16 protein-coding genes, 1 tRNA gene and 1 pseudogene are annotated in these 22,261 nt (G+C 47.9%); 7 read left to right on the top strand and 11 right to left on the bottom strand.

Annotated features, from left to right (window positions below):
- Positions 1–6: 6 nt before the first annotated feature.
- Positions 7–1,593, top strand: a complete 1,587-nt coding sequence (locus JK154_RS00595) for a cyclic di-GMP phosphodiesterase (protein ID WP_211990552.1) — start codon at positions 7–9, stop codon at positions 1,591–1,593.
- Positions 1,594–1,740: 147 nt separating this feature from the next.
- Here JK154_RS00595 and JK154_RS00590 read toward each other — a convergent pair whose 3' ends face one another.
- The 3 genes from JK154_RS00590 to rsuA form a co-directional block, all read right to left on the bottom strand.
- Positions 1,741–2,091, bottom strand: a complete 351-nt coding sequence (locus JK154_RS00590) for a YejG family protein (RefSeq protein ID WP_211990551.1) — start codon at positions 2,089–2,091, stop codon at positions 1,741–1,743.
- 272 nt (positions 2,092–2,363) lie between these two features.
- The gene (locus tag JK154_RS00585) at positions 2,364–3,560 is read right to left on the bottom strand and encodes a Bcr/CflA family multidrug efflux MFS transporter (protein ID WP_211990550.1); all 1,197 of its coding nucleotides are present in this window, start codon (positions 3,558–3,560) and stop codon (positions 2,364–2,366) included.
- Positions 3,561–3,576: 16 nt separating this feature from the next.
- Positions 3,577–4,278, bottom strand: coding sequence for a 16S rRNA pseudouridine(516) synthase RsuA (gene rsuA, locus JK154_RS00580; RefSeq protein WP_211990549.1), 702 nt, complete (start codon positions 4,276–4,278; stop codon positions 3,577–3,579).
- 179 nt (positions 4,279–4,457) lie between these two features.
- Here rsuA and JK154_RS00575 point away from each other — a divergent pair, with 179 nt between their 5' ends.
- Positions 4,458–6,218, top strand: coding sequence for a DEAD/DEAH box helicase family protein (locus JK154_RS00575; RefSeq protein ID WP_211990917.1), 1,761 nt, complete (start codon positions 4,458–4,460; stop codon positions 6,216–6,218).
- A 126-nt stretch (positions 6,219–6,344) separates the two neighbouring features.
- Positions 6,345–6,629, top strand: a complete 285-nt coding sequence (gene rplY, locus JK154_RS00570) for a 50S ribosomal protein L25 (RefSeq protein ID WP_211990548.1) — start codon at positions 6,345–6,347, stop codon at positions 6,627–6,629.
- Positions 6,630–6,925: 296 nt separating this feature from the next.
- Here the strand turns inward: rplY and yejK are convergent, their stop codons facing one another.
- Positions 6,926–7,933: a nucleoid-associated protein YejK gene (yejK, locus tag JK154_RS00565; RefSeq protein WP_211990547.1), complete on the bottom strand. Its 1,008-nt coding sequence runs from the start codon at positions 7,931–7,933 to the stop codon at positions 6,926–6,928.
- Positions 7,934–8,070: 137 nt separating this feature from the next.
- Between yejK and JK154_RS00560 the strand changes: the two genes are divergently transcribed.
- The 3 genes from JK154_RS00560 to JK154_RS00550 all read left to right on the top strand — a co-directional run bounded on the left by JK154_RS00560 (position 8,071) and on the right by JK154_RS00550 (position 10,232).
- Entirely contained in the window at positions 8,071–8,298 is a 228-nt protein-coding gene (locus JK154_RS00560; protein ID WP_211990546.1) for a YejL family protein, read from the top strand.
- 19 nt (positions 8,299–8,317) lie between these two features.
- Positions 8,318–10,081: an LPS biosynthesis-modulating metalloenzyme YejM gene (gene yejM / locus JK154_RS00555; protein WP_211990545.1), complete on the top strand. Its 1,764-nt coding sequence runs from the start codon at positions 8,318–8,320 to the stop codon at positions 10,079–10,081.
- Between the two features lie 74 nt (positions 10,082–10,155).
- Positions 10,156–10,232 (top strand) — tRNA-Pro (locus tag JK154_RS00550).
- A gap of 159 nt (positions 10,233–10,391) precedes the next feature.
- Here JK154_RS00550 and JK154_RS00545 read toward each other — a convergent pair.
- The 3 genes and pseudogenes from JK154_RS00545 to JK154_RS00535 all read right to left on the bottom strand — a co-directional run bounded on the left by JK154_RS00545 (position 10,392) and on the right by JK154_RS00535 (position 13,887).
- Positions 10,392–10,999, bottom strand: a pseudogene (locus JK154_RS00545) (recombinase family protein).
- Between the two features lie 336 nt (positions 11,000–11,335).
- Positions 11,336–12,004 (bottom strand): DUF2931 family protein, encoded by a 669-nt coding sequence (locus JK154_RS00540; protein WP_211990544.1) that lies wholly within the window; start codon positions 12,002–12,004, stop codon positions 11,336–11,338.
- On the bottom strand, positions 12,001–13,887 hold the full coding sequence (locus JK154_RS00535) for a DUF2235 domain-containing protein (RefSeq protein WP_211990543.1): 1,887 nt from the start codon (positions 13,885–13,887) through the stop codon (positions 12,001–12,003). The genes JK154_RS00540 and JK154_RS00535 overlap by 4 nt, the downstream gene beginning before the upstream one ends.
- Positions 13,888–14,106: 219 nt before the next feature.
- Between JK154_RS00535 and JK154_RS00530 the strand changes: the two genes are divergently transcribed.
- Positions 14,107–14,754 carry a hypothetical protein gene (locus JK154_RS00530; RefSeq protein ID WP_211990542.1) on the top strand — a complete coding sequence of 216 codons (648 nt, stop codon included), beginning with the start codon at positions 14,107–14,109 and terminating at the stop codon, positions 14,752–14,754.
- Between the two features lie 766 nt (positions 14,755–15,520).
- Here the strand turns inward: JK154_RS00530 and mgtE are convergent.
- From mgtE to ompC, 4 genes are all read right to left on the bottom strand, one after another.
- Positions 15,521–16,948 (bottom strand): magnesium transporter, encoded by a 1,428-nt coding sequence (gene mgtE, locus JK154_RS00525; protein WP_211990541.1) that lies wholly within the window; start codon positions 16,946–16,948, stop codon positions 15,521–15,523.
- A 323-nt stretch (positions 16,949–17,271) separates the two neighbouring features.
- A complete protein-coding gene (locus tag JK154_RS00520) occupies positions 17,272–18,918 on the bottom strand; it encodes a multidrug ABC transporter permease/ATP-binding protein (protein ID WP_211990540.1) in 1,647 nt (548 codons plus the stop codon).
- 184 nt (positions 18,919–19,102) lie between these two features.
- Positions 19,103–20,149 (bottom strand): FAD:protein FMN transferase ApbE, encoded by a 1,047-nt coding sequence (gene apbE, locus JK154_RS00515; RefSeq protein WP_211990539.1) that lies wholly within the window; start codon positions 20,147–20,149, stop codon positions 19,103–19,105.
- Between the two features lie 148 nt (positions 20,150–20,297).
- Positions 20,298–21,410, bottom strand: coding sequence for a porin OmpC (gene ompC, locus JK154_RS00510; protein ID WP_211990538.1), 1,113 nt, complete (start codon positions 21,408–21,410; stop codon positions 20,298–20,300).
- Positions 21,411–22,261 lie beyond the last annotated feature (851 nt).

Here is a 22,261-nt window from a genome sequence, read left to right as displayed (position 1 = left end):
GCCCTCATGCTTTATAAAAAAATTTTTTCTGACAATTATTTATCAAAAAAGCAAATCATCAGTACTGGTTTCGTTATCGGACTCGTCGCTGCGATTCTCTTCGGTAGTATTTTTAGTTTCATACAGTATAAAAAACGTGATGCGAGCTATACCGATATTAGTCAGGATATGGGGAGTTATCTGACCACACTGTTTAGCCAGCTTCAGGCTACCGCCAAAGATATGCAGCCATTGCTTGCTGCCAATTGTACCAGTAGCAGTCGAGAATTAACGTCCCGTGCGGCGTTCAATCTGAATGTACGTACCTTTGTGCTTGTGCGCGACGGTATCGCTTTTTGCTCCTCCGCTACTGGCGAAATGTCCATGCCATTAAAAGAGATAGCCCCCAGCCTTGACGCCCATAAAAATGTTGATCTGGAGATCACGTCCAGCACCCCCAGAATACAAAATCACCCCATGATTGCCGCCTGGTTTCGTTCTCCAGGCACTATGGATAATGGTATTTTTGCTGCGATAAGTATTAATTTGAAACCCTACCTGTTGTTTAGCGCGCAACAAAGAAATATTACATCTATCGCTTTAGTTGTCGGTGACAACGCACTGACTTCAAATAATGAACAGGTGGTGGGCACTGACAAACTCTCCACTAATCCAACCCGGATAACCCAAATTCAGGGCTATCCCATAAAACTGTATCTTTTCGGCTCCCCATGGCGGGCTGAAGACATTCAACTGTCAGTTCTTTCCAGCCTTATTTTTGGGCTATTGGTCGGTTCACTGGGGGCATACATTCTGACCGTGCACCGGCGGCCCGAACACGAAGTCTTAACTGGCATTAAACTCGATCAGTTTTTTTTGGCTTACCAACCCGTCATGGCAATACCTGGACTGGAGGTCAGGGGTGTTGAAATCCTTATGCGCTGGCGGCACCCGTCCGCGGGACTCATTCCCCCTGATATTTTTATCAATGTTGCAGAAACACAGCATATTATTATTCCACTCACGCAGCATCTCTTCAAACTCGTCGCACAGGATGCCGTTTTATTGCAAAAAGTGTTACCAGCAGGCTCCAAGCTGGCGTTTAATTTGTCACCAAGCCATCTTTATTCTCCAGCATTCAAGAATGATATACAGGCACTGGTGGCCGCTTTACCCCAGGATCATTTTCACGTAGTTTTTGAAATCACAGAACGGGGAATGCTTAAAGAGGCTGAGGCCACAGAAATTTTTGCCTGGCTCCATGATCAAGGATTTGATATTGCTGTTGATGATTTTGGCACCGGTAATAGCGCCCTGATTTATCTGGAACGTTTTAACCTGGATTTTTTGAAGATAGACAAAGGGTTTATTAATTCTATCGGCGTTAATACCACCACTACCCCCGTGCTGGATACAATACTGGCACTTGCTCGCCGCCTTAATCTCGAAACGGTTGCTGAAGGCGTGGAAACACCAGAGCAGGCTAACTGGCTAATTAACCATGGAGTAAATTACCTCCAGGGCTATTATTTCGCCCCCCCACTACCCAGTGAGGCATTCGTCGAATGGTATTTATCACCGCGCAACTATGACGAGATTATCCATCCGTCATGATTAGCTGACAAGTAACCAGGGATAACGGTGATATCTTTCGCCGTATCTCGGGCGCCGTGCTGAAGAGACTGGTGGTTAAATAAGAGAACAGCTTTCTGGTGGATATGGCTGAACAGCGTGAATTCAGAACACGACCTTGTTCTGAATTTAAAAGAGGGGGGGACGTCCGACTGACTCCGCAATGGCGACGCCACAATTTTTAAGACGGCAGGTTGCTGCTGGCTCATCATACTGACTGACAAACAAGCAAAGTTCACCTTCGCATTCAACGACGGTACTGGCGACGTCTATATCACTGAGCGCCTGGCTAAGTTTATCCATAATAGGAAGTACAGTTTCGCCATTGTGCCCCAGTAATTTAAGCCCAATCAGACGTGTTTCGTGGCTACTGTCATTTTGCGTAACAGGCTCGACCCGGGAACCGGTAAACCCGGTGCACCAGCGGTAGCTCTGTGGCAAACGATGAACAATAGACAATTGTAAAATATTTAAGCTCATTTCCCTGTACGACCTAATCAACACATCTCACCAGTAGTTTACATACAGGTTAACACAATGTTGCCAAATTGGGGCTCTGTTAGCAAAAAAACCGTCAATATTTTTTAAAACAATTCAAAGTGATTAATTCATTTTTGTGTTTTAGTGCGCACTTTTTATTATATGCACGCTAAGGCATAAGCCTGTTCACCCGTCAGGTGACCGATTGATCACCTGACGGGATGACAGCGAAATGATCGCTCCCTATCCCACTGAAAGAGGTGACTATTGGCTTAATGTGGTTGGGGTGACTTCATGCGCGCATAACGATAAAACAGTAATGAACAGGTTGAACACAATGCAATAGCACCAATCATGGGCCATGCTGTGTTAAAACTGGCAATCGCTAATATCGCCCCGGTTAAGGCGCCTATACCAAAACGGAAGGTCCCCGCAAGGGATGAAGCCGTGCCGGCAATATGTGGAAACTCATCAAGAATAACCGCCATCGCATTGGAGGAGATCATCGAGACGCAGCCAACAAACAGGGCTATTCCAAGAACTAAAGCCCAGAATCCAAAATTAAACTGGTAGCTCACCAATAACCATATGGCCATAACAAACTGAATATAGAGACCCAGCCGGAACATATTAATTGCCCCAAAACGGCGAACAAACCGACTGTTGATCATCGTCATTATGAATATAAAGACAATATTCAGTGCAAAGTAATAACCAAAATCCTGGGGAGGAATGTGATTCAGTTCGATATAAACAAAGGGGCCAGCACTCAAGAATGAAAACATGCCCGCAAAACTGAAACCACTGGCCAGCATATAGCTCAAAACGCGTTTATGGCGAAATAAGGTAGCAAAGTTGCCCAGTGTTGTCCGTAAACGGAATGGCTGACGATGTTCTGGTGACAGAGTTTCATGAATGAAGAAGAAAATCATTCCCGAGGCCAACAACGCCGCCGCTGCCAGAATCCAAAAAATAGAGTGCCAGTTAAACCATACCATGACAAACCCACCGATAATGGGGGCAACCAGCGGAGCAATAGTGGTGACCAGCATGACAAATGACATCATGCGTGAAAACTCTTCTTTCGGGTAAATATCACGCATCAGAGCGTTGATCACCACACTGGATGCTGCTGCAGCCAGGCCATGCAAAAATCGTAAGGCAATCAGCTGATCGATACTCTGAGCCAGGGCACAGGCCATAGCCGCCAGAGCAAAAACCAGGGTTCCGCCCAGCACTACGGGCTTACGTCCCAGACTGTCAGCCATTGGGCCATAAAATAGCTGGCCTATAGCGAATCCTAAAATGTAGGTGCTCAATGTCATCTGGACACTGCCCGCTGAAACATCAAACTGCTTTGCTATCATTGGCAATGCTGGCAGATACATATCAATAGAGAGTGGCATCAGCATAGCCAGCATGCCGAGAATAATGACAATCCCTACAGAAGAGTTTTGTTTGCGGCTCAAGAGTAACTCCAAAATATTACGGTGCACCAACACTGGCAATTTCTTGCTCGGTCAACTGACGGTATTCGCCCTCTCCCAATTCTGGGTCGAGAATAATATCCCCAATACGCTCCCGGTGTAGCTCGATGACACGATTCCCCACTGCCGCGAACATACGTTTAACCTGATGATAACGCCCTTCACTGATAGTTAAGCGCACCTCTGTTGGCGTCACCACTTCAAGCTTCGCCGGCTTGGTGAGATCCTTCTCACTATGTAACTGAATACCTGCGGCAAACTGCGCCCCGGTGTCATCTGTAACGGGCGCTTCTAAAGTGACATAATAAGTTTTTTCACAATGATGGCGTGGAGAGGTTATACGGTGCGACCATTGACCGTCATCGGTCATCAGCACCAGCCCGGTCGTATCAATATCCAGCCGCCCGGCAGCATGCAATTTATGTGCTGAAGGTTCGTCGAGAAAGTAGAGTACCGTGGGGTGATCGGGGTCTTCAGTCGAACACACATACCCCTGGGGTTTATTCAGCATGAAATAGCGCGGGCCATGTTGCTGAACCAACGGATTACCATCAAAAGCTACCTGGTGGTCAGGATGCAATTTAAAAGAGGCATCACGGACTACCTCATCATCTATTGTCACACGGTTAGCACGAATTTCGCGGCCAGAGATAGCCCGGCTGATACCAAGCTGCTGAGAAATAAATTTATCAAGTCGCATTAAACTGTTGCCTGTTTAAAAAATAGCACCCTTTACCCGATAGCAGGAAATCTACTGTCGAGTGAAAATGAGTTTATCTGGTGATGAACTTGCCAGTATAACGACATCAAAAACTCTCTCAAGATAAAAGCGTGATTCATGGCATAATCATGCAAGATGTTTGCTAACCCCGAGTCATGATGTCCTTTACCTTACGCCCTTACCAAAAAGAAGCGGTGGATGCGACCTTAACGTATTTTCGCAAACACCTTGAACCAGCGGTCATTGTTTTACCCACCGGTGCCGGAAAGAGTTTGGTGATTGCCGAACTTGCCCGCCTCGCACGAGGGCGGGTGCTCGTCCTCGCGCATGTCAAAGAACTGGTTGCCCAGAATCACACAAAGTACTTGGCATTAGGGCTGGAGGCCGATATTTATGCCGCCGGTCTGCATCGTAAAGAGTCCCGGGGAAAAGTGGTTTTCGGCAGTGTGCAATCCGTGGCACGGAATCTGGAGCGTTTTAGCGGAAAGTTTTCATTATTAATAGTGGATGAGTGTCATCGCATTGGGGATAGCGAGGAGAGCCAGTATCAGCAAATTCTGTCTCATTTACGCCGCAGTAACCCTGAACTACGACTACTTGGATTAACGGCTACCCCTTATCGGCTTGGCAAGGGATGGATTTATCAATACCACTATCATGGCATGGTCCGCGGTGATGAACAGGCGCTCTTCCGGGACTGTATTTATGAGTTGCCGCTACGCTACATGATTAAGAATGGCTACCTTACCCCCCCCGAACGTTTGGATATGCCTGTTGTACAATACGATTTTAGCCGCATACAGGCCCAGGATAATGGACTGTTCCGCGAAGCAGACTTGAATCGTGAGTTACAGCAGCAAAAACGAATAACACCACATATTGTCAGCCAAATTATCGAATTTTCCGCCTCACGGCAGGGGGTGATGATTTTTGCTGCCACTGTGGAGCATGCCCGAGAGGTCACAGCCCTGCTGCCAGAAAAGCAGGCTGTGTTAATCACTGCGGATACCCCAGGTGCTGTGCGTGATACATTAATTTCCCAATTTAAACGTCAGGAGTACCGCTATTTAGTTAACGTATCAGTACTGACGACGGGGTTCGATGCTCCACATGTCGACCTGATTGCCATTCTCCGGCCCACTGAATCGGTTAGTTTGTACCAGCAAATTGTCGGGCGTGGCCTGCGGCTGGCGCCAGGAAAAAAAGATTGTCTGATCCTTGATTATGCAGGCAATCCTCATGATCTGTTTATCCCTGAAGTGGGAAGTACCAGACAGAAAAGCGATAACCATCCCGTGCAAGTGTTCTGCCCTGCCTGCGGTTTTGCCAACCTGTTTTGGGGAAAAACCACGAGCGACGGTACCCTCATTGAGCATTTCGGCCGTCGTTGCCAGGGCTGGTTCGAGGATGACGAGGGCATGCGTGAGCAATGTGACTATCGCTTCCGGTTTAAAAACTGCCCGAACTGCAACGCCGAAAATGATATTGCTGCCCGTCGTTGCCACCAATGCGACCATATCCTGGTGGACCCCGATGATATGCTGAAAGCCGCGTTAAGGCTCAAAGATGCACTGGTACTGCGTTGTGGTGGCATGACGTTGCAGGCAGGCACAGATGCTAAGGGGGACTGGTTGCGGGTAACCTATTATGATGAAGAAGGTGCTGATGTCAGTGAACGGTTCCGTCTACAAACAGCAGCACAGCGTCTGGCCTTTGAACACTTATTTATTCGCCCCCACCTACGTGCTCCGGGTATCCCACTGCACTACGTAACCGCCGAAGATATTGTGGGGCAACAAACCCTGTTCAGACACCCGGATTTTGTCGTAGCCAGAAAATCCGGGCAGTTCTGGAATGTTCGGGAAAAGGTCTTTGATTATCAGGGCCGCTATCGCAGGGCTAATGAATTACGAAGTTAATCGTAGTTTTCATTGCTGGATGGGCCAGTTACGGCTATAATCTCGCCCGCTTTTGCATCCGCAAAGCAGAAAACTTTACCTGTTGCTGGGTCGCCTGTAACAGGCTTATTTAAAGAGAAACATTCAATGTTTACTATCAATGCTGAAGTACGTAAAGAGCAGGGCAAGGGTGCGAGCCGCCGCCTGCGTGTAGCTAACAAATTTCCTGCTATCGTTTATGGCGGAAAAGAAGCTGCAATCTCCATCGAACTGGATCACGATTCCGTAATGAACCAACAAGCTAAACCTGGTTTCTACGATGAAGTTCTGACCCTGTCTATCGATGGTAAAGAAGTTAAAGTTAAAGTTCAGGCTGTTCAGCGTCACCCGTTCAAGCCAAAACTGACTCATATCGACTTCGTTCGCGCTTAATTTCGCGTTGAGTGATAACCAGCGAATACGCTGAGTATTTGCTGGTGAGTCAAGCGGGCCCGGGAGTTCCTGTTTATTGCTTTTGCGTAAACTTGAACCCCGGGCCCGTTTTTTATGTCCGTCTTTCGCCTCCCAGTACGGCTGGATAAGCCGGGGGGAATCATCCTTGATCAGGTACCTTACCTCGTGCGTACTTTCGCCCCGTTAATGGCTTACTCCTTACCGGGTCACAGACAACACTGGCGATAAAAAAGGCAGAAGTAACCTCCCGCCCTGTGATATCAAAACCAGGCGACTTACTTGCCTGATACTCGACGTGAAAGTTGATCTCGCAAATTAGGGGGAGTTCCTTTGATGGTCAGGGTGTCCGTCACGGGATCCCAGAAAATGCGTTCATCCATTAGCATGGCATCAAAATTAATCGTCAGCCCTCCTCCACTCCCCGCAAATTTCGTCAATTGACGTAACGTGCTGCGATCCGCAGGAAAACTCTCTTCCAGCTCATAACCCTTTTCTGCGGTAAATGCCTGGAAACTTTTATCGTCCACTGCCCAGGGTAACGTTTCAGACAAAGAAGCCAGTTCTATCTCCTCACCGGCATCAAGCTGCTCTTTACAGTAGTCATACACCTGCTGACGAGCATTCTGTCGAGTATTTTTATCCAACTGTGCTTCATGGGTAAAATCATCCACAGCTTGCAGCAGCCCCTTATTTTGAGCTTTGGCATTCAGGCCTTCGCTGGCACCAAGGAAGTCCATAAAGAAATCTGCGACTTTACGCCCTACCCGCCCTTTCAGGAACGTTAAATAGCGCGTCGACTCCGGGTTAGTTTCCCATTCCGTCAGGTCAATACGTGCCACGATATCTGCATGATTAATGTCCAGATAATGCGTGGCACTGATGTCCAGTTCTTCATTGACTCGCATACTGCTCAAATTATTCAGTACTGCAACCAGCAAGTACTCTACCGCCAGGTAACGATAGTGACAGAACAGGACAATTCCGCCTTCGGCAAAAGGATATTTCGCTAGCTCGTCACGCAAACGGCCCGTTGCCGCACGCGTAAACGCCAAAAAATCTTCATCTCCCCGGCGTTGCAAGGTTAACGCTTGCGCCAGCTCACTCTCTTCACTGAACAAACCATAAGCTTTATTTTTTGCGCTGTAGACACGGTGTAATTCTGCCATCATGTCTTCAACGGTACTGTTATTGACCAGCAGCGAATCACGCAAAACCACGTCAAGTGTCTGCTCATCGCGCTTAATCAATTGATGCAGGGCTATCTGGTTGATATCCAGACTCATGATAAACTCTCCTCTAAGACCGGGCATTATTCAAACATTGCCAGTTCCGGTAAGCAAGCCTGATAAAAAAGCGGTAAAAATGTCCTTGCTACGGTAAGATAACCCCCCTTTTATCGTATACGAATGATTTTAAATTTATGCCACAAACATCCCGTTATAATGACGAAGACATTGAAGTCATGTTAGCTGAGCTTGCCGCCGTGCTGGAAAAGCACAAGGCACCTACGGATTTGTCCCTAATGGTGCTGGGAAATATGATTACTCACTTGATTAATACTCGTGTCTCTTCAGCACAACGTGCAACGTTAGCTCGTTCCTTTGCCGAAGCATTGCAAGCTTCCGTGAGCGAAGATAAAACCCATTAAGGAAAGATACAAATAAGTTATGGTGACCAATCGCCAGCGCTACCGTGAAAAAGTTTCCCAGATGATCAGCTGGGGACACTGGTTTGCCCTGTTTAATATATTACTGGCTATTTTGCTCGGCAGCCGTTATCTGTTTGTGGCTGACTGGCCATCCACGCTTATTGGGCGTGTTTACTCTTATATCAGTATCGTTGGTCACTTTAGCTTTTTGGTCTTTGCGACCTACATCCTGATTATTTTTCCTCTGACATTCATTGTCATGTCACAGCGGTTGCTGCGGTTTATCTCCGCAGTCATTGCCGCAACCGGCATGACACTGCTGTTGATTGACAGTGAAGTCTTTACCCGTTTCCACTTACACCTGAACCCAGTGGTTTGGGATGTGGTCGTTAACCCCGATCATGGTGAAGTATCCAGGGACTGGCAGCTGATGTTTATCAGTCTGCCTGTGATTTTACTGCTGGAGATGCTTTTTGCGACCTGGAGCTGGCATAAATTGCGCAGTCTGGGGCGACGTCGTAAGTATGCCCGCCCGGTCGTGGCACTGTTTATTGTCTCTTTCTTCGCCAGCCACCTGATGTATATCTGGGCCGATGCTAACTTTTACCGCCCTATAACCATGCAGCGTGCGAATCTACCCCTCTCATACCCGATGACAGCCCGTCGTTTTCTTGAGAAGCATGGTTTACTGGATGCGCAAGAATACCAGCGTCGTCTGATTGAGCAAGGTGATCCTGCCGCGCTTTCTGTGCAATATCCGTTAAGCACACTGCAGTTTAATAACGAACCGACATCCAAGAATATACTGCTAATCACGGTTGATGGCCTCAATGCACAAAGTGTTGACCAGGATATGCCAGCGTTGCATGATTTCTCAACCCAGAACATCAGCTTCCGGCAACATATGAGTTCAGGCAATACCCATGACAACGGTATATTTGGCCTGTTTTATGGTATATCACCGACCTATATGGATGGGGTAATAAGCTCACGAATCCCCTCCGCACTCATCACTGGCCTTAATCAACAGGGCTACCAGTTAGGCTTATTTGCTTCTGATGGATTTAGCGCACCGCTTTATCGTCAAGCATTACTGGCAGACTTTTCGCTGCCCGCGGCAAAATCTCAGCCGGACAGCGTGACCGTATCCCAATGGACAAACTGGTTAAACAGCGCCACAAATAGTGAGAATCATTGGTTCTCCTGGGTCTCCCTCAATGGCCTTAATATTGAACAAAACGATGATTTACAGCATATCGCTTCACAGTATCCTCGCGCAGCCAGGAGCGTAGATAGCCAAATCAAGCGGGTGCTCGATACCCTGGATGCCAGTGGGAAGCTACAAAATACCGTGGTCATTATCACCGCCAAGAATGGTATTCCTCTGACCAAGGCCGAGGATCGCTTCCCCTGGTCTCGGGCTCATATTCAGGTTCCTCTGGTTATTCACTGGCCTGGCACGCCAGCCCAGCGTATTGATAAACTGACCGAGCACCAGGATATAATGACAACACTCATGCAACGTTTGCTGCATGTACGCACAGACACCAGTGATTACTCCCAGGGTGAAGATCTGTTTGCTGCAACACGTAAGAATAACTGGGTGATTGCCGCCAATAATAGCACGCTTGCGGTAACGACCCCGGATATGACCTTGGTGCTTGAGAACAATGGTAGCTACCATATGTATGACCTACAGGGGCAGCAGATCAAAGAAACTAAACCGTTACTGGAGCTACTGCTGCAAGTATTGATTGATGAAAAACGTTTTATCGCCAATTAATTGATTATTTATGATGCAGTTAGCAAGTTTACCTCTTGCAATCAACACTGAAAAAGGTAGTATAATCTCCACATCGGCACGTAGCGCAGCCTGGTAGCGCACCGTCATGGGGTGTCGGGGGTCGGAGGTTCAATTCCTCTCGTGCCGACCAAATTCCCCAAAAAAACCAACCTTTTAGGTTGGTTTTTTTTCGTCTGCTATTTGACGGGGGTAACACTGGGGTAAAATCGCACAGGAAAATGCTGAAGATTGGTCTTTCTGACGTGTTATCTGCGTCATTCATTATCATCAGGTGACGCAGATTTTTCTGCTATTTTTGTGCCGGGAATTTTTTATACAACGTACACACCGCTACATCATAGATCAGAGCTACCTGCTTTCTGTCCGTCCCGTTAGCAATCAAACGCCTTGCCTGGGCCCATTCTTCTGATGTTAGCTTTGGTCTTCTACCTCCGATCCTGCCCTGCTCTCTTGCTGCCGCTAAACCGGCCATCATCTTTTCAACAATCAGCTCACGTTCCATCTCATCTGATGCGCCCATAATATGGAAAATGAATCGGCCCATTGGACTTGATGTATCAATGCTGTCCGTCAGGCTGCGAAAGTGAATACCCCGGCTTTTCAATTCATCAATCAGCAATACAAGATTACGCATTGAGCGTACCAGCCTGTCGAGTATCCAGGCAACCATGTGTCCTCCTCTGCCAGCTGCTTTAATGCCCGTTTCAGCACCGGACGATTCGCTACGGTGCCGCGCATTTTCTCTTCAAATATCTGCTCACATCCTGCGCGTTCCAAAGCATCACGCTGTAATGATGTGTTTTGTTCATTTGTTGATACGCGTACATACCAACACCGTACGCTGCGGCATTTATGTCCGTTACTGATGCAGGAGCGGCGGTCGATGTCCCGCTTCATGCGTCCTGTGAGCCGTCAATCGCAGTTTGTCAGAAAAATGGATAACTCCGCACTTTTGAGGGGGCTTTCATTCCGCCCCCAAACGCAGGTGGGCTGAGGCTTCGCGTGGTTTTTGATGCGGGATTACACCGCATGCAGAATGCGGAGAAACAAAGCCGAACAAAAAATGTGCACTTAATTTTTTGTATGGTGGGGAGATCAATCCCTGCGGCCTTTGCCCGGCGGGACGGCCCGCATCATCGAATTTTTGTACCCGTTAAATTAAAGCATTCATCCGAATGGGTATCCTGAGCGGAGAAGCCCACCAGCTGAGTGTGCTGGTGGGCGTGACAACAATTACCAGTTGCCGTAAGGGTAGGTTTTACCTTCGATAAAATCTTTTATGTACTGGTCATACCCATCCGGAATGCTGTAGTTAAAATCAATGCGGGTGGGTATATTCTTGCAAATATCCAGCTTATCGCCTGAAAACGTACCGATGCGTTTTGGCTCCAGTGGAATGTTTTTGCCTCCGGCGCTGTCCTGCAGCCAGATTGTTACCTTCCCTTCTGGTGCCAGACCAAACAGCAATGTTTTATACCAGGCGGTATTGCCGTAACGGTCTGTTCCTGTAGGGGTCAGCATGATCTCGCGCAGTGACGGTTTAAAGACGATCTGCGTTTCATAGGTCTTTTTATCGATGATGGAATCCCAGCAGAATACCATATTAACGGGCGGGTGCCGGGCCTTATTGAAGTGAATAGACCCGCTATTGGTATTATCACGCCATGAGCCTACTACATTAGGATCGCTCTGCGAGCTATCCAGCGCCCGAAACTTTGAGACCACATTACTGCTGTCAATAATGGCTGCGTACGTCACCACAGCGGGCAGGCTATGAGGCGTAAAAAATGCAAATCCCCATTTCCCATAGGGCATTTCGCCCGTTTCTTCCGGCGTCGGCAGTTCCGACGCGCGGCAGCCGCCCACCAGCAAGACCAGCGCAAGCGCGATTTTCAGTCTCATACCTTTTTCCCGTCCATGTTGTATACGGTACGCTGCCAGTTTTCATCCGGGCGATCCAGAAAACCGATAATTTCCGTTGCGGATGCGCCCCCCTGGGTGTAACCCTTCATATCCGCAATGATCGCGTTCCAGTTTGCCGAGCAGTGAATATATCGCTGAGCGATGATGTCAGTTTCGTCCTGGCTGAACGTGCCAGAGGACTGGCCTGAACGGACGGCCTTGCCCATCGCCACGGCTTTGTCGCACAGAGGCTTTAATTCATCGGGAATACTCAGTTCTTTGTCCTTAGTTGTGATGGGGTCAAACATTACCCCAGCTTCCTGTGCAGCAGCGTACATAACCCGCAGAGCCACTTTTGACCAGTCATTTTTAATGACCCGGTTGCGTAGCGTCATGGCGGCATAGCTGCGTTTCTGGGGTTCACCATAGCGGTTCGGTGGCATACGGTCATCAAACCAGGTTTCTACCGAGACTTCGCTGGTGCGCATGATGGGCGCAACCGCCGGGAAGGTGTCCAGCTTTTCCAGTTGCCTTGTTGTCTGGTGATAGCCGCGCGTCTGCTCTCCCGGCTGGCGCAGCGGGATAGTGTCAGTCTCCGGGCGGGTCAGGAAGAGGTTCTCTTTAACGGCGGGCAGATAGCCTCCGCCAATATCCGAATGCACACCAGGTAACGCCAGTTCAGGCCATGCGGGTTTAACGCTGTTTAAGGCGAAGTTAAAACGGCATTCGTGGGCTGCGGTGATATGGAAAACTTTATCAGCCACGCCCGGACGCAGAACAAGGTTTACGTTACCCGTATCCGCGTTGTGCGGATTCAGTCCGTTTAACGGCGTACCGATAGCCGCCACGGTGTCAAAAATGCCGATAAAGCGGATTTTACCTGCCGGATCGCCCTGAATGCCGTCACGGATAGCAGCGATAATCGCGGGGTCTTCCGAGTGAATACGGTTAGCAAAGTGGCGCGAGGCTGCCGCACCGCGACTGAAGCCGAAAATATCAAACTGAAGCGTTTTAATAACAATTTCGTTATCTGGATTCGTTCGGCTTAATTCTTCCAGTGCCGTCTTAATATTTCCAGTCAGACTGGACACGGCTTTATCGGTTTTGGCAATCACGCCAGTATCAGAAATCCCCAGCCCCTGACCAATCATACTGTCCGGTTTGCCCGCTTCCGTGCCTATGCCATCAATATAAATATCTCGCTGATACAATGAATCATCAGCGGTGAAAAACTTTTTATATAAAGTCCGTAGCCAGTGCACGTTGGTATAATAGCCCATATAGCTGGTGGCTCCCACGCCCGATACGCCCATACCCTCCCGCGCACATTTGCCAAGAATTGCGCCCGCGTCGGTGTCATCGAGCTGGTAACGCTGCGCAATACAGGCTTTTATCGTGTTATCGGTGTTGATGGCATTGTTGCCCGTGCCGTCAAAGAATACGCCAATGGTTAGTGTGATTTCCTTCTTTGTCTTTGATGCGGTATTACGGGTCTCTTCAGTCACCGGGGTGGCAGGTTTTCGCGCAGCCTGTGCGTATTGCTCCGGCTCCTGGCTTACCCGGGAAGATGAAGCCGCGCGCGAAGCAGGCTCCTGATAAGGTCCATGTTTGCGCCATGTCTGGGAAGGTATAAACAAGGCATTACAGGAACAACTGGAGCGACTGTAAAGGGTGCTGGCCTGCTGCACCCCACCCAATGACAGCTCACCGGGATGTCCGCCCATAATATGAAATTTTCCTGCGTGAACGCCGCAGGAGACCTCATCTCCTTTTCTGGCAACAAAGCACGGCGGCGTACCCATTTTTACGGCCGGATCTCCACTCAGTACGCTTCCCCCGCAGCTGGTTTTATCACCTTTGACAATCCAGTACCCGATGCTCATTTTTCGCCCCTTTTCGGGGGCAGTTCATTAGCATATTGCTGTGGCATATCAAATCCTTCTGGTTAATATGGCTAAAGAACCGCCATCATACACCGCATGATACTTAACCAAAATTTCTTTGTGTAGATAATATGTTACGGATAATAGCGTATTCTTAACGCATACCCTTTTCACCGCATTTCCTCATGTAGCTCCGATTCAATTACTGAAGATTTACCTATGTTAATGACCAAAACCGCCTACGCCCGGCACAAAGGCGTAAGTCGACAAACTGCCTGCTACTGGATAGCCAGAGGTGAGCTTGTGCTGGTGGGCGGTAAAATTGATGCCAGCGCCGTAGAACAAAAAGCTACAGGCTTTAACGCCCCTGCTACATGGTGTGACGACAGCAGGCGGGTAAATATTTCGCCGAAAGTTGCGCTATTTTCTCAGGACAGCGATTATTCGAAAGAGAAAAATCAGATTATCCCGGTAAGTCCTGACGAAACCGCAGCAATCGTGCTGGCGCTCGATGATGTTTATCCACCAGCAGGGACACATGACGAAATACAGCCCCGCATCCTCGATGCCGTGGAGGCGCTGGGGCTTGAAATTAAAACGCTGGATATTGAAGGTGATGAAGAACATATCAGTGGGATCGCTGTATATGACCCGGAGCAGTGCCGCGAGGTAATGCGTTTCGACTCGTACCTGTTTGAGCTTAAGACACTGACATTTCTCCGCTGGCTGGTTGTCACAAAACGCCTGAGTGATGCCGACCTGAAGAATGTCACAAAAGCCGGGTTGGATACTCTGGCTGAACCGTTCATCACAAGCGCAGCGGACGTTTACAGCAAGCGTTTTGATTTTGGCGATGTAGAGGCATAGCAGCAGCCTGAAAGTGTCAAGTGTAAACCTGCAGGATGCTAAGTTTTGCTATGGTTTTCTATCAAAAGTATCAGATCAGGAACGCCATTTTGCGTATAAACGAAATGGATCAGCCTTAAAAAATAAAAGTAACATCATGATTTATTGTGTTTTTATTTTAGTCCAAAATACGTCCATTTTTATTTGTGAAAAATTCGTGCTTTACACATTGCCCTGTAAGCAGCGCCACGTCTGGTCTGAGACAGAAAGCAGAGGGTAAATCTCTGGATAGCAGTACCTGCGGTACTGCCGATACCGATATTTTTTTGTGCGGCTAAAATAAGAAACTAGTTTCGGGATTAAACGAAGCCACATTTTTTGGTAAAATGTGCAAAACATGCTGCTTTTAATTCATCGGATCTCTGGTAATTTTCTGCATTGTCGGATTGGATGGGTTCAAGAGTAAACGGCTATGACTTTTGGTTGATGTTATACGTTAAGTTCTACATAACAATAGGGGTATCATTGATAAGCAACAAAATCAAAAAGATACAACATCATTTCAAGTCTCTCGTCCAGGCTGGTTTTTTTTCGTCCTGATTTCACCGGAATTCCCCCGCCAGCCTTGTGGCATGACCTACTCTGATACCACACGAACTCCTCCGCCCTGTGGAGCAGGCGGCCTGCCATATTTATTCATTGAAAGGTTTACGAACAGAGGGCGCTGGCATGAAGACAGCGAACACGACACACCCCTGCCCCTTTTCAGGCAGGGGGATAACGGCTGTTACAGCAAGAAGAGTGTCGCCAGGCCGAGGAAGATAAAGAAGCCACCAGTATCAGTGATCGCGGTGATCATCACACTGGAACCCACCGCCGGATCGCGACCCAGTTTTGCCATCGTCATGGGGATCACCACCCCCATCAGTGCAGCCAGTAACAGGTTGAGTATCATCGCCAGGGTCATAACCCCGCCCATTGCCGCATCATTATAGAGCGCCCAAGTGACGCCCCCCATCACCCCACCCCACACTAAGCCATTAATCACGGCCACACCCAATTCACGCATTAGCAGGAATGAAATATTCCCCGCCTGAATATGCTGGAGTGCCAGGGCTCGTACAATCATGGTGATGGTCTGGTTACCCGTATTCCCTCCGATACCCGCGACGATGGGCATCAAGGATGCCAGGGCCACCAGCTCAGAGATGGTATGCTCAAACAATCCGATAACTCGGGAAGCAATAAATGCCGTGCAAAGGTTGATCGCAAGCCACGCCCAGCGCGTGCGTACCGCTTTACTCACGGGGGCAAACACATCCTCTTCAGCACTCAGCCCCCCCATACGACGAATATCCGTATCTGTTTCTTCGTAAACTAAGTCAACGATTTCATCAACGGTCAGGCGCCCCATCAGTTTGCCATTACTGTCTATCACCGCGGCACTGATTAAGTCGTCGCGTTCAAAGGTTCGGGCGACCTGCTCATCATTATCCTCTGGCGCAAAACAGGTCGGGTTTTCGTCCATGACCTTCTGGACTAAGGTCTGCGGTGAATGAAGCAGAATAGTGGTGAGTTTAAGCTCACCGATCAAGGTATTGTCGCGCTGGGTAACAAACAATTTATCCGTGTTTTGCGGGACTTTTCCACGAATACGTAAATAACGCTGCACGACTTCAAGGGTAATATCCGCTCGCACGGTAATAACCTCAAAGTCCATGATAGCGCCGACACTGTGCTTATCATAATGCAGGATTTTGCGTACCTGGGCCCGTGCGCTCTGGGGTAGGGTCGGTAAAAAACGCCCCATCAGGTCACGCGGGAGGTATTGAGCAAGGTAGATCTGATCGTCAAAGTCCAGCGGACGCAGTGCATTCAGCAGGGCTTTATCGCTCATATCCTCGATCAGGTCAGACCAGACGGTCTCTGATGCCTTAACCAGTACGCTACCACGTCGATCCTCAGTGACCAGACTCCAGAGTGCCAGTCGTTCTTCGGTGGGCAATGCTTCAAGCACATCAGCCAAATCCGGTGCGGGCAAACGCGCAACCAACTTAATGATTTCAGCAATATCTTGTTCGACGCCAGGTTCTTCCGCAAAAGGTTCTTTAGCCAGAATGGCCGTGGCAACGGTTTTATTCAGTAGCAGGATATGAAGAATGCGTGCGCGATCCATATCGCGTTGCTTGGTACTATATTTCCGCAAAACAGTCATAAATAAGCGATTCCCTGGCGACAAGGCTGTAGTTTATAAGGTAAATATTGAACTTAAATGAAACTTAGCCCCTGTTTAGTATAGAACGCGTCCTTTCTGTCACGGCGTCTGTATTTTGCTGTATTTCGGCGACAGGCAAGATATCCGTTGACTGGATCCAGTTGAATACGCTCGGTGGTTCATCAAAACCGCATAAGAATAACGTTTACAGGCAGAAAAAAACCACCTGCTTCGTCAATTTTGCAGTAAGTTTATGATAATAGTATGTCGCGGTCACGAATACCACTGGCAGTCCAGCGGTATTATACACCGAATAAATCAGGTTAAGCTCCCGTCCGGGCAACCGCATCACGAGAAGCCAGTTCCCGTTCTTGCCCGGTTAGTTCACTCAAATGTCCCTGACGCATTTCAAGTAAACGATCCGCATGGGTAAAATAGTGATCGTCATGGCTAATAGCGAAAATAGTCTTGCCTCGTTGCTGCATCAATGGCAGAAGCACTTGGTAGAACTCCCGGCGAAAATGGGGATCTTGATCCGCAGCCCATTCATCAAGCAAAATGATCTCACGCTCCTCAGCCAGGGCCAGCAACAAAGCGACCCGCTTACGCTGCCCTTTTGAAAGTTTCAGATTCAGGATCCTGCCGTTTTTGAGCTCCAGTTTATCCGTCATTTTCAAGTAAGCTAACCAGTCAGCGACCACGTCAGGGTTGGCCTCTTTACCTTCTGCGCCCAGTAATTTATCAAATAGCCAGACATCAGTGAAAACCGCCGAGAACAGCTTGCGATACGCCTGCTGATTATCTGCCGTTACTGGCAGGCCATCGAGGTATATCCCTCCTGAAACCGGCTGGTACAAACCGGTGAGCAGCATCGCCAGTGTTGACTTACCGCTGCCATTGCCGCCGATTAAAAATACCAGTTCGCCCCGTTTCAGGGTAAGGTTAATGGGCCCAACGCGAAAATTGTTATCCTCATACTGGAATACCACATTACGCATCTCCAGAGTCTGCCATTCAGTTGCCGGCAACGACGTAGTGAACGATGAAGAATAAGGAGCCAACTGGAAGGCATTAAGCTTATTAAAAGCCACTTGTGCACTGAGCAGTGTCGGCAGTGCCCCCACTGCCGACAGGAGCGGCGTTCGCAGAAAAAGTAACGTTAAAGCAAAAGCGGCCGCGACATTACCATCAGACCAGCCGAGACTGTTTGCCATCCAGAAAACCAGGCCAATCGCTCCCAGCATCATAATATTTGACCAGTTCACGGCACTAAGATGATAGGTATCAGCCCGAATGATATGCTGCCGATAACGAATGGCATGAGGGGTATAAGTTTGATGGTAAATCCACTCACCACGCTCTTGATTCAGGGCCAACTCTTTGCGCCCTTCAATCACTGTCTGGTAGTCATCATAGAGCGAGTCTTCCACTTCCCGGAGAACCGCAAGATGCTTATAGACTCGGGATACCAGTATATACCCTCCCCCAATGGTCACCATAACCCAGACCGCAGTAACGGAAAGCATTCTTGGTGATAACCAGCCGAGATAAATAACTGAACCTACAGTTAAAATGACTCCCTGAACTAATTCAGGCAAACGTACAAATGCGATGGTGATATTACGAATGTCACTGGTTAACCCCGCCAGTAGCGTCGCACCACCCAACTGCTCTACCCGCGCAACAGGGGTATCCATAATACGTTTCATCAATTCACTGCGCAGACGATAAACAAAATGGTGCCCTAGTGTGGTCAACGCCAGCTGGGAGGCGAGGGTCACTGCCATTAAGGCCAATAACAGCCCCAAAAATTCAGGCAGTACTGAGAGCGAAAGATCCGGGGTTTCTATCAGACGTTTACTGATAAATGCGATAAGACCAATTCCCAGGGCTGCGCTGATCAGACTTAACAGGATGACAACCAAAAAGGGCCAGCGATATTGCTGGTATACCACACGTAAAAGTTCCATATCTCAATCATCTAAAGTAAAACAGTCTGCAGTGTAAACAGACCGCTCCTTACTTCAAGAATAATTCTCATTTTATTCGATTTGGCTGATATGGATAAAGGCAGGGCGCAATACAGCACTGCCCTTAGAAGAGATCACCTTTCCCTGAACGTTGGCTTATCCCCCTTACGTTTTAAAATATCTGTTATTGATACTCCTCCAGCAGGAAAGTTTTAAACTGGGGAGACATCCAGGTACTGAAGCCGTTACCCTCTTTGGTGATCAGATAGACTGCCAGCCCCTCTTTTTCCGCCACTTGTTTCGCTTTTTCTGTCCCCAGTACCATTAAACCGGTATCCCAGCCATCCGCTTCCATGGCGGTCGTCCCGATAACAGACACAGAAACTAAATTATGCGTAATGGGTCGCCCTGTCCGGGGATCGATAATATGAGAAATACGCTTGCCATCGAGCTCATAGTAATTCAGATAGCTACCAGAGGTACTGATGGCATGGCCATTAATATCAACCAGTGCCTGTATCGCCATCTCCCGATCCGTGGGTTTCTGTATCGCTACCCGCCAGGCCTTGCCCTGTGGGTTCATTCCCCGGGTAACCACCGTGCCTCCAACCGAAACCAGATAGCGACTGATACCATTTTGTTCCAGAAGTTTTGCCAGATGATCCGCGGCATAGCCCTCCCCGATGGTGGAAAGATCGACCGACAGTTCAGGCAATGATTTCTGTAGCCATTGCTGACCCGAGGCATTTATCACCCGCAGATGCTCCAGCCCGGTTAATGCCTTGGTGGCATTAATCTGTTCCTCATCAGGCGTTCTCTCCGGCGCTTTATGTGGACCAAACCCCCATAAATCAACCAAAGGGCCAACAGTGATATCCATAGTGTTATGCGTTTTTGCCCCAATACGCAGCGCCATAGTAATAATGTCGCTCATTCCTTCACTGACAGGGTAAGGTGTCGTGCCCTTGAACTGATTAAAGCGGGATAACGCGGAGTCCTTCTTCCAGGTTGACATCAGCATGTCATCCGCATCTAGCTGTGCCTGAATCTTTTCCCGGAGCCCCTGTACTTGCGAACGATCAACACCAGCCAGACTCACTCGCCAGAACGTCCCCATTGTCTTACCTTCAAGCACTGAAGCCTGTGAGGCGCTCGGGTCAGGCTTGTCACACCCTGCCAGTAGCACAACCAATATCACAAGCCAAATTTGGCAAAACATACGTAGATTCATGGGGAACAGTCTCATTATTAAAGCGGGTCAGAATACGATAAAAAAGGGAGGCAAAACAGGCAGGAAAGAGACAATAAAGGCGCCTTTCGGCGCCTTTATTTCTGCTAACAGAGGAGCAGAAACGTCCTGCCCCTTGTCATTCGTTACATTAGAACTGGTAAACCAGACCTAAAGCAACGATGTTGTCGGTGTTGATGTTAGCTTTCTGAGTAAACTCATTGCTGTCCAGCAGGTTGATTTTATAATCAACGTAGGTAGACATATTTTTGTTGAAGTAGTAAGTTGCGCCCAGGTCGATATATTTCAGCAGGTCCTGGTTGTTGTAACCATTCTCAATTTTCTTACCTTTAGACTGCAGGTAAGCCAGGGATGGACGCAGACCGAAGTCAAACTGGTACTGAGCAACTAACTCAATGTTCTCTGCTTTGTTAGCAAAACCAGATACGTCATCCTTGCTGCTGGTACCGAAACGGGTTGCGTTGTAGCTCTGAGTGTACTGAGCTGCCAGATAGATGTTGTTAGCGTCATATTTCAGACCACCGGTGTAGGTAGTTGCATCTTTACCATCACCATAGTATGCAGCAGAATTCTGTTCGCTGGTACGTTTAGAGCTGGCAATGGCGGTACCTACGCTGAAGCCCTGACCAATATCATAGGTCAAAGAACCACCGAAGCCGTCACCGTTCTGATACAGTGGGGAACGACCGTTGTTGCTCTGTTCAGCGCTACCATTTTTACCCTGGTATTGCAGAGCGAAAGCCAGGCCGTCAACCAGACCAAAGAAGTCAGAGTTACGGTAAGTCGCTACACCGCTAGCACGCGATTGCATGAAGTTATCCGCACCATAGGTATCACCACCGAATTCTGGCAGTACGTCAGTCCATGAAGTCACATCATAAACTACGCCGTAGTTACGACCATAGTCGAAAGAGCCTGCATCGCCGAATTTCAGACCAGCAAATGCCAGACGAGTCCATGAGTTGGAGTTATCTGAACCTGATTCAGAGTTGTTACCCTGAATCTGATATTCCCACTGACCGTAACCTGTCAGTTCGCTATTGATCTGAGTTTCACCTTTGAAGCCCAGACGTGCATAAGACTGATCACCATCCTGACCTTTGTCTTTAGAAAAATAGTGCAGACCGTCCAGTTTGCCGTACAGGTCTAATTTGTTGCCATCTTTGTTGTAAACTTCAGCAGCCTGAGCTGCACCGGCTACCAGTAATGCTGGAACCAGAAGGGATAGAGCTTTAAGTTTCATATTATTTACCCTCTATTTGTTATATGCCTTTTTATTTACCACTGCACAATGATCAACGAATTAACCATCAGGCGCGTCTATTGTCCGAAACAAATGGGAAATAATCCAATGCGTTTATGATACGAAAGCTAAATAGATGTTTCACTTATCAATATAGGTGTAACAAAAAGTTAATACAAGGGAACTTTTTACGTTTACTCATAGGGGGAATATTAGCACTAATCATCAAGCAAAAATAAAAACCTTAAATATCAATAATGTAGAAAGACACCTGAGATTTAGCACTGAATGGTAATTTTTTTCCTGCATCAGAGCCTAAAATTAATCCCGCTATCATCATTAATTTATTTATTTATTATCGTCATTCGATTCTGAATGTCATTTCACACTTTAATACCGGGTGCTTGCATCCGGTTTTTTTTACTTTATTTTACACTCTCCCACTGTTCTTTTTACAAATGAACACCGGGCCATTCGTTTATCCACGCTTCTTTTTCCCCAATGATTCAAATCACACACCGCTCACCTGACAGCTTTATATTTTTTAATACACTGAGTTCGGTGTTTCCTGAATCTCCGGTCTGAAAAATCAATACCCATTTTATTACTGGCTTAATTACAGATTATTCCTAATTTTGCATTGTGTTAATACATTATTTAGCCTTTATATCTTCTCTTTCAATCCTGATAGCGATGCAAAGAATAGAAATACCATTATCAATTCACTGACAAAAAGATAAAAACGGCTTTACTTCCATATCTCATAGTGGCACATCACAAAAGAGTAACACTCTGATTTTAATTGCATTTCATTTTACACCCGCCATAACCTGAAAACATCTTAAGATTTG

Origin of the sequence: Citrobacter sp. JGM124, assembly GCF_018257795.1 — a bacterium.
GTDB lineage: Bacteria > Pseudomonadota > Gammaproteobacteria > Enterobacterales > Enterobacteriaceae > JGM124.
The sequence above is the reverse complement of the archived record's forward strand: the minus strand, read 5'-3'. Positions and strand labels throughout refer to the sequence as shown.

What these genes read in the sequence shown, in the direction of transcription:
- JK154_RS00595 (WP_211990552.1), top strand. Translation starts at nt 7, where the DNA reads ATGCTTTATAAAAAAATTTTTTCTGACAATTATTTATCAAAAAAGCAA.
- JK154_RS00590 (WP_211990551.1), bottom strand. Translation starts at nt 2,091, where the DNA reads ATGAGCTTAAATATTTTACAATTGTCTATTGTTCATCGTTTGCCACAG.
- rsuA (WP_211990549.1), bottom strand. Translation starts at nt 4,278, where the DNA reads ATGCGACTTGATAAATTTATTTCTCAGCAGCTTGGTATCAGCCGGGCT.
- JK154_RS00575 (WP_211990917.1), top strand. Translation starts at nt 4,458, where the DNA reads ATGTCCTTTACCTTACGCCCTTACCAAAAAGAAGCGGTGGATGCGACC.
- rplY (WP_211990548.1), top strand. Translation starts at nt 6,345, where the DNA reads ATGTTTACTATCAATGCTGAAGTACGTAAAGAGCAGGGCAAGGGTGCG.
- yejK (WP_211990547.1), bottom strand. Translation starts at nt 7,933, where the DNA reads ATGAGTCTGGATATCAACCAGATAGCCCTGCATCAATTGATTAAGCGC.
- JK154_RS00560 (WP_211990546.1), top strand. Translation starts at nt 8,071, where the DNA reads ATGCCACAAACATCCCGTTATAATGACGAAGACATTGAAGTCATGTTA.
- yejM (WP_211990545.1), top strand. Translation starts at nt 8,318, where the DNA reads ATGGTGACCAATCGCCAGCGCTACCGTGAAAAAGTTTCCCAGATGATC.
- JK154_RS00540 (WP_211990544.1), bottom strand. Translation starts at nt 12,004, where the DNA reads ATGAGACTGAAAATCGCGCTTGCGCTGGTCTTGCTGGTGGGCGGCTGC.
- JK154_RS00535 (WP_211990543.1), bottom strand. Translation starts at nt 13,887, where the DNA reads ATGAGCATCGGGTACTGGATTGTCAAAGGTGATAAAACCAGCTGCGGG.
- JK154_RS00530 (WP_211990542.1), top strand. Translation starts at nt 14,107, where the DNA reads ATGTTAATGACCAAAACCGCCTACGCCCGGCACAAAGGCGTAAGTCGA.
- mgtE (WP_211990541.1), bottom strand. Translation starts at nt 16,948, where the DNA reads ATGACTGTTTTGCGGAAATATAGTACCAAGCAACGCGATATGGATCGC.
- JK154_RS00520 (WP_211990540.1), bottom strand. Translation starts at nt 18,918, where the DNA reads ATGGAACTTTTACGTGTGGTATACCAGCAATATCGCTGGCCCTTTTTG.
- apbE (WP_211990539.1), bottom strand. Translation starts at nt 20,149, where the DNA reads ATGAATCTACGTATGTTTTGCCAAATTTGGCTTGTGATATTGGTTGTG.
- ompC (WP_211990538.1), bottom strand. Translation starts at nt 21,410, where the DNA reads ATGAAACTTAAAGCTCTATCCCTTCTGGTTCCAGCATTACTGGTAGCC.